This is a genomic window from Geobacillus genomosp. 3, from assembly GCF_000445995.2.
In the GTDB taxonomy this organism is placed as follows: Bacteria; Bacillota; Bacilli; order Bacillales; family Anoxybacillaceae; genus Geobacillus.
Genome location: NC_022080.4, coordinates 2,440,158 through 2,455,158, shown reverse-complemented (window position 1 = coordinate 2,455,158; position 15,001 = coordinate 2,440,158). Strand labels below are relative to the sequence as shown.

The 15,001-nt window shown below is 52.0% G+C and carries 17 protein-coding genes; 13 read left to right on the top strand and 4 right to left on the bottom strand.

From position 1 onward, the window contains the following. From udk to M493_RS12260, 4 genes are all read left to right on the top strand, one after another. Window positions 1–636, top strand: coding sequence for a uridine kinase (gene udk, locus M493_RS12275; RefSeq protein WP_020960677.1), 636 nt, complete (start codon window positions 1–3; stop codon window positions 634–636). Between the two features lie 107 nt (window positions 637–743). Then, a complete protein-coding gene (greA, locus tag M493_RS12270) occupies window positions 744–1,220 on the top strand; it encodes a transcription elongation factor GreA (protein WP_020960676.1) in 477 nt (158 codons plus the stop codon). A 98-nt stretch (window positions 1,221–1,318) separates the two neighbouring features. Next, window positions 1,319–3,091, top strand: coding sequence for a peptidoglycan D,D-transpeptidase FtsI family protein (locus tag M493_RS12265; RefSeq protein WP_020960675.1), 1,773 nt, complete (start codon window positions 1,319–1,321; stop codon window positions 3,089–3,091). Between the two features lie 63 nt (window positions 3,092–3,154). Next, window positions 3,155–3,775: a YrrS family protein gene (locus M493_RS12260; protein WP_020960674.1), complete on the top strand. Its 621-nt coding sequence runs from the start codon at window positions 3,155–3,157 to the stop codon at window positions 3,773–3,775. A gap of 98 nt (window positions 3,776–3,873) precedes the next feature. Here M493_RS12260 and M493_RS12255 read toward each other — a convergent pair whose 3' ends face one another. Next, the gene (locus M493_RS12255; protein WP_020960673.1) at window positions 3,874–4,083 is read right to left on the bottom strand and encodes a YrzA family protein; all 210 of its coding nucleotides are present in this window, start codon (window positions 4,081–4,083) and stop codon (window positions 3,874–3,876) included. 206 nt (window positions 4,084–4,289) lie between these two features. On the opposite strand from M493_RS12255, the gene M493_RS12250 reads away from it, so the two are divergent. The 9 genes from M493_RS12250 (at window position 4,290) to ytvI (ending at window position 12,483) form a co-directional block, all read left to right on the top strand. Beyond that, window positions 4,290–4,937 (top strand): class I SAM-dependent methyltransferase, encoded by a 648-nt coding sequence (locus tag M493_RS12250; RefSeq protein WP_020960672.1) that lies wholly within the window; start codon window positions 4,290–4,292, stop codon window positions 4,935–4,937. 14 nt (window positions 4,938–4,951) lie between these two features. Further along, window positions 4,952–5,656, top strand: coding sequence for a 5'-methylthioadenosine/S-adenosylhomocysteine nucleosidase (mtnN, locus tag M493_RS12245; RefSeq protein WP_020960671.1), 705 nt, complete (start codon window positions 4,952–4,954; stop codon window positions 5,654–5,656). 67 nt (window positions 5,657–5,723) lie between these two features. After that, window positions 5,724–6,653: a PLP-dependent cysteine synthase family protein gene (locus M493_RS12240; protein WP_020960670.1), complete on the top strand. Its 930-nt coding sequence runs from the start codon at window positions 5,724–5,726 to the stop codon at window positions 6,651–6,653. Then, window positions 6,650–7,783, top strand: coding sequence for a bifunctional cystathionine gamma-lyase/homocysteine desulfhydrase (locus M493_RS12235; protein ID WP_020960669.1), 1,134 nt, complete (start codon window positions 6,650–6,652; stop codon window positions 7,781–7,783). Before M493_RS12240 ends, M493_RS12235 begins: the two co-directional genes overlap by 4 nt. 60 nt (window positions 7,784–7,843) lie before the next feature. Continuing rightward, window positions 7,844–8,089: a YrhC family protein gene (locus tag M493_RS12230; protein ID WP_020960668.1), complete on the top strand. Its 246-nt coding sequence runs from the start codon at window positions 7,844–7,846 to the stop codon at window positions 8,087–8,089. Window positions 8,090–8,455: 366 nt separating this feature from the next. Then, complete coding sequence (locus tag M493_RS17780) at window positions 8,456–8,599, top strand: YrzI family small protein (RefSeq protein WP_020960666.1); 144 nt, start codon at window positions 8,456–8,458, stop codon at window positions 8,597–8,599. A 528-nt stretch (window positions 8,600–9,127) separates the two neighbouring features. After that, window positions 9,128–9,841 (top strand): RNA polymerase sporulation sigma factor SigK, encoded by a 714-nt coding sequence (gene sigK / locus M493_RS12220; RefSeq protein ID WP_020960665.1) that lies wholly within the window; start codon window positions 9,128–9,130, stop codon window positions 9,839–9,841. A gap of 219 nt (window positions 9,842–10,060) precedes the next feature. Beyond that, window positions 10,061–11,326 (top strand): glutamate/aspartate:proton symporter GltP, encoded by a 1,266-nt coding sequence (gene gltP / locus M493_RS12215; RefSeq protein ID WP_020960663.1) that lies wholly within the window; start codon window positions 10,061–10,063, stop codon window positions 11,324–11,326. A gap of 131 nt (window positions 11,327–11,457) precedes the next feature. Then, complete coding sequence (ytvI, locus tag M493_RS12210) at window positions 11,458–12,483, top strand: sporulation integral membrane protein YtvI (RefSeq protein ID WP_020960662.1); 1,026 nt, start codon at window positions 11,458–11,460, stop codon at window positions 12,481–12,483. A 147-nt stretch (window positions 12,484–12,630) separates the two neighbouring features. On the opposite strand, the gene motB is transcribed toward ytvI, so the two are convergent. From motB to pssA, 3 genes are all read right to left on the bottom strand, one after another. Then, window positions 12,631–13,410 (bottom strand): flagellar motor protein MotB, encoded by a 780-nt coding sequence (gene motB / locus M493_RS12205; protein ID WP_020960661.1) that lies wholly within the window; start codon window positions 13,408–13,410, stop codon window positions 12,631–12,633. After that, window positions 13,403–14,194, bottom strand: a complete 792-nt coding sequence (gene motA, locus M493_RS12200) for a flagellar motor stator protein MotA (protein WP_020960660.1) — start codon at window positions 14,192–14,194, stop codon at window positions 13,403–13,405. The genes motB and motA overlap by 8 nt, the downstream gene beginning before the upstream one ends. A 172-nt stretch (window positions 14,195–14,366) precedes the next feature. After that, the gene (gene pssA, locus M493_RS12195) at window positions 14,367–14,906 is read right to left on the bottom strand and encodes a CDP-diacylglycerol--serine O-phosphatidyltransferase (RefSeq protein ID WP_020960659.1); all 540 of its coding nucleotides are present in this window, start codon (window positions 14,904–14,906) and stop codon (window positions 14,367–14,369) included. Window positions 14,907–15,001: the final 95 nt, after the last annotated feature.

Sequence of the window (15,001 nt, the reverse complement as noted above, 5' to 3'; positions counted from 1 at the left end):
ATGGCGAAAAAGCCCGTTGTCATCGGCGTTGCCGGCGGCTCCGGTTCGGGGAAGACGAGCGTCGCCCGCGCGATTTACGATCATTTCGGCGACCGTTCGATTCTTGTCTTAGAGCAAGACTTTTATTACAAAGACCAAAGCCATCTTCCGTTTGCGGAGCGGTTGAAGACAAATTACGACCACCCGTTGGCGTTTGACAACGACCTGTTGATCGAGCACGTCCATAAGCTCCTTCGCTACGAGCCGGTCGACAAGCCGGTGTATGACTATACGCTTCACACTCGTTCGAGTCAAGTCATCCGCGTTGAGCCGAAAGAGGTCATTATTTTGGAAGGCATCCTTGTCCTCGAGGACGAGCGGCTCCGCAATTTGATGGACATCAAGGTGTATGTCGACACCGACCCAGACATTCGCATCATCCGCCGCCTCATCCGTGATATTAAAGAGCGCGGCCGTACGTTTGACTCTGTTATCGACCAGTATTTATCCGTTGTCCGGCCGATGCACAACCAGTTTGTCGAACCGACAAAACGTTACGCGGATGTCATCATCCCGGAAGGAGGGCAAAACGTCGTCGCCATTGACTTAATGGTAGCAAAAATTCGCACAGTCCTTGAACAAAAATCGGTTTTATAATAACATAACAGAGACAAAACAATATATTATATAACAAGTAAGCGTACGAACAGTTGTTTTTCTGTTCGTACGTTTTACATAATGAAGAACATAGAGGAGTGAGACAAATGGCGAATGAAAAGCAATACCCGATGACGAAAGAGGGAAAAGAGAAACTGGAACAAGAACTTGAGTATTTAAAAACCGTGAAACGGAAGGAAGTTGTCGAACGCATTAAAATTGCACGGGGGTTCGGGGATTTATCGGAAAACTCGGAATACGATGCGGCAAAAGATGAGCAGGCGTTTGTCGAATCGCGCATTCAAACGCTCGAAAACATGATTCGCAACGCGGTCATCATTGAAGAAGACAAAGAAAATCCGGACGTCGTCTCGCTTGGCAAATCGGTGACGTTCATTGAGCTTCCGGACGGCGAGGAAGAGACGTATACGATCGTCGGCAGCGCGGAGGCCGATCCGTTTGAAGGGAAAATTTCCAACGATTCGCCAATCGCCAAATCGCTCATCGGCCGCCGTGTCGGCGATGAGGTGACCGTACAAACGCCGGGTGGGGAAATGCTGGTGAAAATTGTTGCAGTCAAATAAGCGCCCTGAAAATCGGCGACGCCAACAGAAAAATCGCCGCCTTTGGTACGTTTCAAATGAAAACACCTCGTCGAAACTGGTGATGAGGTGTTTTCTTTATGTGGAAAAAACGGACGATCGCCATGCTGGCGCTCATTCAAGTTGGTTTGCTGCTGCTCGTCGGACGGTTGGCACAGCTTCAGCTCATTGACACCGAGTCGTTTGCCAATCATAATTTAATTGCCGAGAGCGTTGCCCAACGCACGCAAGAATTGATGATCGATGATGGACGCGGGTCGTTCGTCGACCGAAACGGCAAGCCGCTTACCAAGCGGTATGTGCCGTCGCTTGTGTTATTCCCATTTTTAAGTACGATGAAATGGCCGATTGAACAAGTCGCCCGCATCGTAGGGGTTGCCGAAGAAGACATCCGCCGTCAGCTCGAGCGGGCGGAAGGTCCGTTCGTTTTAGAGCAAGGCGGCGAGCCGCTCGCTTTAAGCGCCAATCAGATGAAACAAATTAACGATTTGCGCATCCCGGGCGTCTTTGCCGTCAATAAACAATATTCGCTCGAGACGGTGTACGCCCCGCATGTGCTAGGTTTTACCCGCCCGGATCGGGAGCTCTTGCGCGCGCGCTACCCGAAACGGCCGCTCCCGCCGCAGGCGGAAGCCGGCATTCAAGGACTCGAGAAGGCGTTTGACGAATTTTTGCTCGCCGACGGCGAGACGAAGCTGCTTTACCATGTAGATGCCGAAGGACGGCCGCTGTTTGGGCTTGATGTCAAATATAGCGACCCGGGCAATCCGTTTTATCCGGTGACCGTCCAAACGACGCTCGACCGTGATATCCAGCAAGAAATGGAGCAAATCGTTGACCGGTACGGGTTGAAAAAAGGCGGGCTCGTCCTGCTCGATGTGGACGCCAACAGCGTGCTGGCCATGGTCAGCCGCCCGAATATGGACCCACGCGATCCATACAAAAACCGTGGGGCGGAAAATCAAATGGTGCTGCCGCAAATTCCCGGCTCCATCTTTAAGACGGTGATCGCTGCAGCGGCGCTTGACAAAGGGCTTGCCTCGTTCGGGACGACGTTTGATTGCAGCAAAAAAATTGATGGCGTGACCCGCGATGAGGAGCACGATTACGGCACGCTCGACTTCGTTGATAGTTTTGCCGTCAGCTGCAACAACGCTTTCGCCACCCTCGGCAAAGAGTTGATTAAACGCGATTCAGACGCATTTGAGACGTATGCCGAAAAACTCGGGTTGTATCCGACAGCCGGTTGGGAGGGGGCAGTTTACCATGAGGACGAGTTCCGCCAGTTTCCGGAAGAGCGAAAAGGAACGATTTGGCATGACCGACGCGACAAACGAGTGCCGCTCGCTGTGGCGCAAACGGCGATCGGGCAAAAAGATGTGCGCGTCTCGCCGCTTGGCGTCGCCAACATGATGGCGACGATCGCCCGCGGTGGCCCAGCCTTTAAAGTGCGGGCCGTCGATAAAGTGCTCTATAAAAACGGCACGACACTATTTTCCTTTTCGCGTGAACCGGCGACAGATAAGGAACCGCTTGCGCCGGAAACGGTGCAGCAGCTGCGACGGCTTTTGCGCAGCGTCGTCATGGAGAAAGAGGGAACCGGGCGCCGCTTCCGCTCGCTGCCGTATGCGGTCGCCGGCAAATCGGGAACGGCGGAGACAGGGAAAACGGACGGCGGCAGCGAACTGATTAATAAATGGTTTGCCGGCTATTTCCCGGCTGACCGCCCAAAATACGCCCTTGTCGTCGTTGAGCTTGACCGTCCGGGCGGGCTCGCCGTGACGAACGATGTGTTTGCCGCCGCCGTCGAGGCGCTTTACGCGTATGACCGCGACAAAAATGAGCGGGGATGACGAACCAATATAGAGAACCCGTTTTTTTTCAACAGGAAAATTGCCGAAAAGGGGGAGGAGACTGTGCCGCAAACAGGAACGCGCTTTGCCGCCCGCGCCAAGCGGCGGAAAGTCAACCGCTGGCTGAACGGGGCGATTGCCATTGTTGTGCTGCTCATTCTCGTTGTTGCTTGGAATTTGCTGTTTGGCGGCCAGCCAAGCCGTGAGGAGGCCGATTCCCGGGTCAAAACAACCGGATCAGCCAACAGCGCGAAACAGGTGGAAGTGGAAACGGCCGCACCGGCCGAAGCGGAGGAGACTCCGCAAGAGGATGATGCGGCTTCCGCCGGCGAGAAAGAAGAAGCCGAGGTGACGGAAACGCCGGGCCCGCCGGGGTCGAACATTGAAAAAGAAATCGTTAACCCGGCATGGCAGCCGGTTGGCACGACGCAATCAGAGCCGCACGAAACGGTGTTTAAAAAAGATTCGGTGGATTGGAAGGAAATGCTTGATGCCGTCAGTTATGCGACCGGCATTGCCCCGGAAGAGATGATCGTTTGGTTCATCGGCAACAACGGACCGAATAAAGCGGTCGCCACGATTTCCACGAATGATCAAACCGCCCATTACAAAGTGTATATTGAATGGGTGACGAATGAAGGTTGGAAGCCGACAAAAGTGCAAAAGCTGAAGCAAAAGCCGTAACAGGTTTGGAAGGTATATGGCCCCGCCCGGCGGGAGAACGGAAGAGGGACATTTAGGTGTGACGCAAGGCAGGTGCCCGAAAGCGGTATGGGCACCTGTTATTTTTTTGCTTTGAAATGGACGACCGCACTGTAAAACCGTTTCCCGTTTTCCATGACATGCATTTGGTGCGACACATGGTGGACGGAAAGCAGCAGCGCTTTATTATGTTCGATTTGCTCGTTAATGTTTTTTTCGAGCGTCCGTAAATCATCCGCTTCAAAAAATTCCACTTTGTCTTCGATTAAATCAAGGGAAATGTTGACCATCGTTTCGCCTCCTTTCAACGCCAGTGTAGCAAATTTTCCCGCTGTCATCCACCGGTGTGCAGTCAGCGGCATGATGGGGAACAATACAAGCAGCGGCAGGCATGATCGTTGAACAGCGGGAAAAGTTATGCTACATTGGGAACAGATGATTATTCAAAGCATACTATGTTTATAGGAATTATAAACTTTACGAGGTGTATGACTATATGGGCAGGGAATTTCTCGATTTGTTCGAGCAATGGGCGGAATCGTACGATCAATCGGTCGAGGGCTATGATGAACAATACCGGGACGTGTTTGCCGGTTATGACCGTATTTTAAGCACGGTCGCTGACAAATCCGGCCGGGTGGTGCTTGAGTTTGGCGTCGGCACCGGCAATTTGACGAAAAAGCTGCTCGAGCGCGGCAAAACAGTGTATGGAATTGAGCCATCAGCGCCGATGCGGAAAAAGGCGGTGAAAAAGCTCGGCGGGCAGGCGGTCATCATGGACGGTGATTTTTTGCAATTTCCACTGCCGCCCGAACCGATCGACACGGTGGCCAGCACGTATGCGTTCCACCATTTGACCGACGCGGAAAAAGACAAGGCGATCGCCAAATATAGCCAACTGCTTAACCCGGGTGGTAAAATAGTGTTTGCCGATACGGCGTTTCGCGACAAAGAAGCGTTCCGCCAAGCTGTCGAAGCCGCCCGGGCGCGCGGTTTCCACGATTTGGCCGACGATCTCGAGCGCGAATATTATACGACGCTTGACGTATTGGCGTCATTGTTTGCCAACCATGGCTTTTCCGTCTTCTTTGTGCAGCAAAACGCGTTCGTCTGGGTGATGGAGGCGGTAAAACAAACGACATAGAAAGAGGGAGAACGATGAAAGCAGCCATTATTGGAGCAATGGAAGAAGAAGTAGCCATTTTGCGCGCACGTATGGAAGGGCGTGAAGAGGTGGTGATCGCCGGATGCGAATTTTCTACTGGACGCCTTGGCAGCATCGAAGCGGTGCTGCTCAAGTCCGGCATCGGCAAAGTGAACGCGGCGATGGGCACAACGCTGTTGCTTGACCGATTCCGACCCGATTTCGTCATCAACACCGGCTCGGCCGGCGGGTTTTTGCCGTCGCTGCGCGTCGGCGATCTCGTCATTTCCGATGAGGTCGTCCATCATGATGTCGATGTGACGGCGTTCGGCTATGCGTACGGGCAGGTGCCCGGTCTGCCGGCGCGCTACCGTGCTGACGAGGCCCTCGTTCAGGCGGCGAAACAGGCGGCAACGCAGCTCGACGGCCTTCAGGCGGCCACCGGCTTGATTGCGACCGGCGATTCATTTATGAATGATCCGAAACGCGTCGAATTTGTGCGCGGCCAATTTCCGGAGCTGTGCGCCGTCGAAATGGAGGCGGCGGCCATCGCTCAAGTGTGCGTGCAGTTTGGGACGCCGTTTGTGGTGATTCGGGCGCTGTCCGATATTGCCGGCGAGGAGTCGAATATCTCATTTGAACAGTTTTTAGAGACGGCGGCAAAACATTCGGCTGAGCTTGTGTTGTCGATGTTGGCCGTGGTGCACAAACAAGGCTAAACAGCGAGAAACGTAAAGACGCCGCCGTTCCGCCGCCAAATGGATGTGAAGAATGGAGTGACCGACGATGCGGGTAGCCAAAAACATTCATGAGCTGATCGGCCATACGCCGGTTGTTGAGATTACACGTTTTTCCTTGCCGGATGGCATCCGCCTGTTCGCAAAGCTGGAGTACTTCAATCCAGGCGGAAGCATCAAAGACCGGCTTGGGCAGGAGCTGCTGCGCGAAGCATTCGAATCGGGAAAATTGAAAGAAGGCGGCACGATCATCGAACCGACGGCCGGCAACACTGGCATCGGTTTGGCATTAGCGGCGATCGGCAAAAATGTGAACGTCATCTTTTGTGTGCCGGAAAAATTCAGCATTGAAAAGCAACAGCTGATGAAAGCGCTCGGAGCGCAAATCGTCCATACGCCGACCGAAGAAGGAATGGAAGGGGCGATCCGCAAAGCTGAAGAGCTCGCCCGCACGATTCCGGGCGCATACTGCCCGCAGCAGTTTCAAAACCCGGCCAACCCAAGGACGTATTACAAAACGCTCGGGCCGGAGCTGTGGGATGATTTGGGTGGGCAGATCGACGTTTTCGTCGCCGGCGCCGGTTCCGGCGGCACGTTTATGGGGACGGCGATGTTTCTAAAGGAAAAAAATCCAGCCATCAAAACGGTGATCGTCGAACCGGAAGGCTCGATTTTAGGCGGCGGCGAGCCGGGGCCGCACCGGACTGAAGGGATCGGCATGGAGTTTTTGCCGCCGTTTATGGATTCGGATTATTTTGATGACATTTATACGATTGCCGACGATGATGCTTTCCGCCGTGTCAGGGAACTGGCGAGGCAAGAGGGGATGCTTGTCGGCAGCTCGTCCGGCGCTGCGTTTCATGCCGCTTTGCTCGAGGCGGAAAAAGCGAAGCCCGGGACGAACATTGTCGTTATTTTCCCCGACGGGAGCGAGCGGTATTTAAGCAAAAACATTTACGAAGGTGGAGGATCCTCATGAGACGGAAGACGATGCTCATCCATGGCGGCATCCCAGGCGACCCGCACACCGGGGCGGTGTCCGTTCCGATTTATCAAGTGAGCACGTACAAACAAGAGGAAGTCGGCAAACATAAAGGGTTTGAATACTCGCGCACCGGCAATCCGACGCGCGCGGCGCTCGAAAAGCTCATTGCCGACCTTGAAGGCGGTGAAGCCGGATTTGCATTCGCTTCCGGGATGGCCGCCATTACGGCTGTCATGATGCTGTTTCAAAGCGGCGACCATATCGTGCTGACCGATGACGTCTACGGCGGCACGTACCGCGTGATGGCGAACGTGCTGAACCGGTTCGGGCTCGAGGCAACGTTCGTCGACACAAGCGATATCGCTAACATTGAAGCGCATATTCGCCCGAACACGAAGGCGATTTACGTTGAAACGCCGACGAATCCGCTTTTGAAAATCACCGATTTGCAGGCGGCGGCCGCCGTTGCCCGGGCGCGCGGGCTGCTGGTGATCGTTGATAACACGTTTTCGACGCCGTATTTTCAAACGCCGCTTGAACTTGGTGCGGATATCGTCATCCATAGTGCGACGAAATATTTAGGCGGCCATAGCGATGTCGTCGCCGGACTGGCTGTCGTCCGCACCGCGGAACTCGCTGAACGGCTCCATTTCGTGCAAAACTCGACCGGCGGCGTGCTCGGCCCGCAAGATTCGTGGCTGTTGATGCGTGGGATGAAAACGCTCGGCGTACGAATGGAAGAACATGAACAAAATGCGCGCGCCATTGCCGCCTTTTTGTCAGAACATCCGGCGGTCACCCGCGTCTATTACCCCGGGCTTCCGGAGCACCCGAACCACGAGTTGGCCAAGCGACAAATGCGCGGATTTGGCGGTATGATTTCGTTTGACGTCGGCAGCCTTGAACGGGCGGAAACGGTGCTTTCCCGCGTCCGCTATTTTACGCTTGCTGAAAGCTTAGGAGCGGTTGAAAGCTTAATTTCGCTGCCGGGGAAAATGACGCACGCCTCGATTCCGAAAGAGCGGCGCGAACAGCTCGGCATTACGGATGGGCTCATCCGTCTATCGGTCGGCCTCGAAGACGTCAACGATCTGCTTGACGATTTGGCGCAGGCGCTTGGCTGAAATTGCCGCTCCCTTCTCCCCTTCTTGTTATGGTACAGTGGGAAGGAGGAGGGATCGGCGATGAACAAGGAGCAACGAAACGACTGGCGCGCGAAGGCAGGCGATTTTAAGACATACAGCCTCGTCTTGTTCGCGCTTGGTGCGTTTTTCTATTTAGGTACGATCATCCCGGGGGCGCTTGAGGCGGCAAAAAAACCAGTTGCTTTGCTGGCAGTTGGCGGCTGTTTTGCCGCTGCCTTGTATTGTTCGCAGCGTTCCGCCGCTTACGCCCGCCGGCTTGAAGAAGAGGAGAACTCGTTAAAATAGTAGCAGCCTGCCTTTTGATTCAAAAGGCGGGCTTTTTGTTTCACCACGTTAGCGTTCAAAGGGAGGAAAAATTTTCTCTAAAAAAGGTTTACAACAAGGATATTTTTGGATATAATTACCTTCGTAACGTCATTTCCAAGGGGAGGTCGAAGACAATGACAATGATGGTATGGACAGAATCAATGAATACATTCCATTACTTGGCTATTCGACCTTCCGCCGACCGGAAATAAACGTGCACGATGATGAAAAGCAGCGATCGGGCCGCAGAAGGGGGGTAGTCTCGCTTTCTGCGGCCTTTTTGTGTACTTAGCCGCAGAAACCCTTCCTTCTGCGGCTTTTTGCATAGAAAGGAGGTGAGCGGGCATGACGATCCATTTGTTTTTTATTACGATCACCATTGAGCGGAGAAAGCCGCGGCAAAGGAACAGCGAAGAAGAGCCGTTCGCACGGGCGGCCGAGGAAGAGCTGCTTGACCGCAAATGTTCTTTCCATCAACGATTGTTTTAATCAATGAGGATGAAAGGGGAGAAGATCCATGTCAATTGCGCGAGTATGGCTTATGATGTGGCTGGAACGGACGGATGGTTCGACTTGACTGAGGCTGAAGGGGATCCATGCTTTGCGCGTCCCTGTTGGCGGTCGAATTTCAAGAATTGTTCAAAATGTGGCAGAAGCGCTTCCGTACTTCTTTGGTAAAATAAAAATAAACTAGGAGGCCAAGGAGGGAACGGGGATGTTTGCTATCGTCATGGCAGTCGTCATTACCGCGTCGATCGCGCTCGTTGTCGCTGCGGAAGTGAGCGCCGAAGCGGGAGTGTAACGGAAGCGCAGCGGCCCCGTCTGGGAGGGGAACAGCAGGCGGGCTGCACAAGGGATGTTTGTTTTTGCTGATTAACGCGGGTGGTATGGTTGCCTGCAGCCGGCTCCTTTTGGAGGGGCCGGCTAAATTTTTTTGTCCAGACACGGACAACATCCTCCCCGCATATACATAACGATAGGCGGTTTCCGCCGACGAAAGCAGGCGGGGGTGAGAGCGTGTCCGACATTTTTTCAGCGTTTGCCTTTTTATTGAAAGAGCTGACGTTTCTCGTCTCATACATTAAAAACAATGCATTTCCCCAGCCGTTAAGCCCTAAAGAAGAGGAAAAATATTTGGAATTGATGGCCAAAGGCGATGAACAAGCCCGCAATCGGCTCATCGAACATAACTTGCGCCTTGTCGCCCATATTGTAAAAAAATTTGAAAATACAGGAGAGGAAGTAGAAGATTTAATTTCCATCGGCACGATTGGGTTGATTAAAGCGATTGAAAGCTATTCACCCGGCAAAGGGACAAAACTGGCGACATATGCGGCCCGCTGTATTGAAAACGAGATTCTCATGCATTTACGTTCGCTGAAAAAAACGCGCAAAGATGTTTCCCTCCATGAACCGATCGGTCAAGATAAGGAAGGAAATGAAATCAGTCTGCTCGATATTTTAAAATCGGAGGGGCAGGATATCGTCGATGCAATTCAGCTCAACATGGAACTTGAGCAAGTGAAACGATACATCAGTGTGCTTGACGAGCGGGAAAAAGAAGTGATCGTCAACCGGTTTGGCCTCGGCCGGCAGCGCGAGAAAACGCAGCGTGAAATCGCCAAAGAGCTCGGCATCTCAAGAAGCTACGTCTCGCGCATCGAAAAGCGGGCGTTAATGAAAATGTTCCACGAGTTTTACCGGCAGGAAAAAGAAAAGCGCCGGCCATAAAGAAGGCTAGAAGGTCAAGATTAGGGAAACCGGTCTAGTAAGGTTTCCTTATTTTTTATGCAACAAAAATGAAAATTAAAACTATTTTAAAAAAGAAAAATCCACCTTTAGTGTTGCTTAACGAAGCGGATTTAGAGAAAGACATTGACAAGTTTTATTTTTAAAAGTAAAATAATTTTGTCGGTTTTTGTCTAAATTTGTCTGAAGGAGGCGAAAAAGGTGAAGAAAATTGGACTAGCTTGGCAAATTTTTATCGGCCTTATCCTCGGGATTGTCGTCGGGGCTCTTTTTTATGGGAATCCTAAAGTAGCGGCATATTTGCAACCGATCGGGGACATTTTTCTCCGTTTAATTAAGATGATCGTCATTCCGATTGTTGTCTCGAGCTTAATTGTTGGCGTCGCCAACGTCGGCGATGTGAAAAAGCTCGGGAAACTGGGCGGCAAAACGATTATTTATTTTGAGATTATCACAACGATTGCGATTGTCGTCGGCCTCTTGGCAGCGAACGTATTCCAGCCGGGTGCGGGCGTCAATATGAAGTCGCTGGAGAAAACCGATATTCAATCATACATTGATACGACGAACGAAGTGCAGCACCACTCGATGGTGGAAACATTCGTTAACATCGTGCCGAAAAACGTGTTTGAAGCGTTGTCGACCGGCAATATGCTGCCGATCATTTTCTTTTCGGTCATGTTTGGATTAGGAGTAGCGGCGATCGGTGAAAAAGGAAAACCGGTGCTTCGCTTTTTCCAAGGCACTGCCGAGGCGATGTTTTACGTCACCAACCAAGTGATGAAGTTCGCGCCGTTTGGCGTCTTCGCCCTCATCGGTGTGACGGTATCGAAGTTTGGCGTCGCTTCGCTCCTCCCGCTCAGCAAGCTCGTCGTGCTCGTTTACGCGGTCATGGCTTTTTTTGTGCTAGTTGTGCTCGGCGGCGTGGCCAGATTGGTGGGCATAAATATTTTTCATATTATTAAAATCTTAAAAGATGAATTAGTGTTGGCATATAGCACATCGAGCTCTGAAACGGTGCTGCCAAAAATCATCGAAAAAATGGAGAGATTCGGGTGCCCGAAAGCCATTACGTCGTTTGTCGTTCCGACGGGCTATTCGTTTAACTTGGACGGCTCGACGCTGTATCAGGCATTGGCCGCCGTCTTTATCGCCCAGTTGTACGGCATCGACATGCCGCTTTCACAGCAAATTTCGCTCGTGCTCGTCCTGATGGTCACCTCGAAAGGAATTGCGGGTGTTCCGGGCGTTTCGTTCGTCGTCTTATTGGCGACGCTTGGTACGGTCGGCATTCCGGTCGAAGGGCTGGCGTTTATCGCCGGGATTGACCGCATTTTAGATATGGCGCGCACGGCTGTGAACGTAATCGGCAACGCGCTTGCGGCCGTCGTCATGTCGAAATGGGAAGGACAATATAACGAAGAGCAGGGAAAACAATATATGGCGGAGTTGCGGCAAAGCGCCTGACCGAAAACAGCGGCTGAACGACCGGCCGCTGTTTCGCTTTATGCGCAAAAACAGTTGCCGTCCTGTAGCCCGTCCGCTATATTTATAGTGGAACATCATTTCGCCAAATCTTGATTAAATGAGGGACGAACGTGAAACGTTGGATTATCATCGCGCTGTTGCTCGCCATCGCGTTATGGCTTCTGCCGTACAGCGTGCCGCTTCTGCTGGCGCTCGCCACCGCGCTTCTGTTAGAACCGTCTATTCGCCGCTTGCAAGAGAATTACCGGCTGAAGCGCGCGCACGCCGTGACGGCCATTTTTTCGTTATTTTTAGTTATCGTCGGATTTTCACTTTACTTTTTAATCGTTATTTTGGTTCAGCAAGTGATGGCGCTTTCGCAAAAGCTTCCTTACGTGTTAAGCGAAACGACGAAAGTGCTCGATCATTTCATCCAAACGTGGCAGTCGTATTCTAGCTCGATTCCGCAGGAAATTATTGATTCGCTGGAACGCAGCGTCAATACGGTTCAGCAAATGCTGTTATCGTTTGCGACGAATTTGACGCAGTCGCTTGTCCATTATATTGCTGCCATTCCGGCATTTTTTATCCATTTTTTAGTTTATTTGATTGCTTTGTTTCTCATTTCGCTCGACTTGCCGCGGTTGAAGCAAGCCATAAGCCGCTATTTGTCCGAGCGCACCCGCCAGCGGCTCGGAATGGTCATCGCCCAGTTGAGCAAGGCGGGGGTCGGGTTTATAAAAGCACAGTTTTTGTTCAGCTTAATTACGTTTTTCCTTGCTCTTGCCGGTCTTCTATTATTGGGCATCGACTATGCCGCTTTGATGGCGCTCGTGATTGTCGTCGTCGACATTTTGCCCATTTTAGGAACAGGCTCGGTGCTCGTTCCGTGGGGCATCATTAGCATCGCCAACGGCGACAATACACTCGGCATCGGACTGATCGTGTTGTTTGTCGTCATCACCGTCGTGCGCCGGATCATTGAGCCGAAAGTGTTTTCGACGAATTTAGGCATTTCTCCGCTTGCAGCGCTCGTCAGCGTCTATCTTGGCTTTCAGCTGCTTGGCTTTATCGGGCTGTTTGTCGGTCCGGCTATTGTGATTTTAGTTGAGACACTCGTAAAAGCAGGGGTCATTAAATGGACAGTTAAACTATGAACAAGCCGGTGGAAAGCCGGCTTGTTTCCGACTAGAAGTGATCGAGGGAAAGGAAACTTAAAAAAGGACATGGGGGCGTAGCGGAGGACAACGGACAAGCTGCGGCCGGCGGAAAGTAAAAAGACCGCCTTGACGGCTGGCGGTCTTTTATTGGGCGGGCGATTGTGAACGGCTGATCTCGGTGCGCGGCAAAATTAAAATTTCGACGCGCCGGTTTTTCATCCGGCCGGCGGCGGTCGCGTTCGAAGCGATCGGCTTGTATTCGCCGTAGCCTTTCGCGCTGAAATAGCGTGGGTCAAGCTGTTTGTTTTCAAGCAACACTTTCATAAAGTTGACGGCACGCATGACGCTAAGTTCCCAGTTAGAGGCAAACTGTTCGTTATGGATCGGCACGTTGTCCGTATGGCCGCTGATGATCACGTTGCGCGGCGGATTCATGACAAGCAAAGCGGCAATTTCTCTTGCCAAGTGCCGGTCTTTCATGCGCACTTCCGCGCTGCCGGAATCGAATAAAATGTCGTCCAAAATCGTGATGGCCACCCCTTCGTCAGTCAAAGAAGTTTGCAGCTTTCCATCAAGCTTGTTTTGGCGGATATAAGCGTCGATTTTTTCTTTCACTTGCCCGAGCTCTTTTTTTTCTTGTTCGCTTACAACCGGAGAGGGCTCCCTTTCCGGTTGCCGCCCTTCTTCATCTTGGGCCGGCGGGGTGATTGGCTCCACCGGGCTTTGAAATTCAAGGACGCCGGTTCCGCCGGCAAAGGCGGTGCTGAAGGCGTGCGCGATTTGTTGAAACTTTTTTTGATCAATTTGGCTGCTTGAAAATAAGACGATGAACAGAGCAAGCAGCAGTGTCAGCAAATCGGCGTACGGAATAAGCCAAGATTCGCTCATATGCTCATCATGCGAGTGTTTCTTTTTCTTAGCCATTGACCGTTTCCCCTTGTGCCAGCACTTGATGACGCTCGCTTTCCGGCAAGTAGGAAGCGAGTTTTTGCTCGATCATCCGTGGGGCTTGTCCTTCCAAAATGGACAGCACTCCTTCAATCATGATGTAGCGCACTTTCGCTTCTTCTTTTGATTTTCGCCGCAATTTGTTGGCGAATGGATGCCAAAGCACGTAACCGGTGAAAATCCCGAGCAGTGTCGCGACAAACGCGGCGCTGATCGCTTCGCCGAGCTCAGCGATATTTTCCATGTTCCCAAGCGCGGCAATTAAGCCGATGACAGCGCCAAGCACCCCGAGCGTCGGCGCGTATGTGCCGGCCTGTGCAAAAATGGCGGCGTTCGCCTCGTGCCGTTCTTCCATGGCCGCAATTTCTTCCGTCATCACATCACGGATGAACTCTTGCGTCTGTCCGTCGATCGCCATGCCCAGCCCGTTGCGCAAAAACGGATCCTCGATGTCATCGAGCTTCGCCTCGAGCGCCAACAGCCCTTCGCGGCGGGCGATGTTTGCCCAGTCGACAAACAGCGGGATGAGCTGCTCAACCGTCGGGGTGGCCGGCTCGGTAAAAATGATTTTTAACAGCTTTGGCACTTTTTTGATTTCTTTCGTTGGAAAAGCAATCGTAACCGCCGCGGCTGTCCCGACAAGAATAATTAAGAGGGCGGCCGGATTGATTAAAACAGCGGGCGACACGCCTTTAAAATACATGCCAAGTCCAACGGCAACAATGCCAAGAATCATACCGATAATCGATGTTTTGTCCAACTGGATCCCCCCGCTCTTTCCGTGCAAACGATCTATACCGCTTTTGTTTTATGAAGAAACCATATTTATCATATACTGAATAGAGAAGGTTGAAAAGGGAAAAAGGTGTGACTTCGGACGCAAAAAAGCCGCCCGATCCATATGCCATTGGAAAGAGGCGGCCTGGCGTTGGTCATACTTTTTTCAGTTTAAACGTCCCGACCATTAAAAACGATAAAATCAGCGCCAAAAACATAAACGACTGCGGCGGAAAGTACGGAATGGCCAAGTAACCTAACGTCATCAGCACCCCGGCGGCCGTGATCGGCAGCCCGGAGAAATAGCCGTTGTTCTCCGTGATGTTAAAGCGGGCGAGACGGAAGGCGCCGCAGGCGACATACAAAATAGTGAACACCGCTCCCGGCGCACCGAATTCGCGGAACAAAGCTTCGTACATCAACAAGGCGGGCGCGACGCCGAAAGAAACAATGTCGCTCATCGAGTCAAGCTGCTTGCCGAGTTCGGATTCGATGTTCAGTTTGCGGGCGACTGCGCCGTCAAAGCGGTCGACAAACGCTGCTAAAAAAATGAGAAGCACGCTCATGTGAAGCTGGCCGTTCAGCGTAGTCAAGACAGAAAAACCGCCGAGCGATAAGTTTGTCATCGTCAAAATGTTGGCCATGTTTGCCTTTAGCTTTTTTAACGTATAATCTAGATAATCGGATAAGAACAACTCTCCCCACTCCTTTTCCAACAGAAAACGCCAAAAGAAAATTCTACTACCATTATACTCATTTTGGCGGTAATATGGAAGGTAGTAACAACCGA

Coding starts and splice junctions, on each gene's coding strand:
- M493_RS12240 (WP_020960670.1), top strand. CDS start 5,724: ATGCGGGTAGCCAAAAACATTCATGAGCTGATCGGCCATACGCCGGTT.
- M493_RS12250 (WP_020960672.1), top strand. CDS start 4,290: ATGGGCAGGGAATTTCTCGATTTGTTCGAGCAATGGGCGGAATCGTAC.
- mtnN (WP_020960671.1), top strand. CDS start 4,952: ATGAAAGCAGCCATTATTGGAGCAATGGAAGAAGAAGTAGCCATTTTG.
- M493_RS12235 (WP_020960669.1), top strand. CDS start 6,650: ATGAGACGGAAGACGATGCTCATCCATGGCGGCATCCCAGGCGACCCG.
- M493_RS12230 (WP_020960668.1), top strand. CDS start 7,844: ATGAACAAGGAGCAACGAAACGACTGGCGCGCGAAGGCAGGCGATTTT.
- M493_RS12265 (WP_020960675.1), top strand. CDS start 1,319: ATGTGGAAAAAACGGACGATCGCCATGCTGGCGCTCATTCAAGTTGGT.
- udk (WP_020960677.1), top strand. CDS start 1: ATGGCGAAAAAGCCCGTTGTCATCGGCGTTGCCGGCGGCTCCGGTTCG.
- M493_RS12255 (WP_020960673.1), bottom strand. CDS start 4,083: ATGGTCAACATTTCCCTTGATTTAATCGAAGACAAAGTGGAATTTTTT.
- greA (WP_020960676.1), top strand. CDS start 744: ATGGCGAATGAAAAGCAATACCCGATGACGAAAGAGGGAAAAGAGAAA.
- motB (WP_020960661.1), bottom strand. CDS start 13,410: ATGGCTAAGAAAAAGAAACACTCGCATGATGAGCATATGAGCGAATCT.
- M493_RS17780 (WP_020960666.1), top strand. CDS start 8,456: ATGACGATCCATTTGTTTTTTATTACGATCACCATTGAGCGGAGAAAG.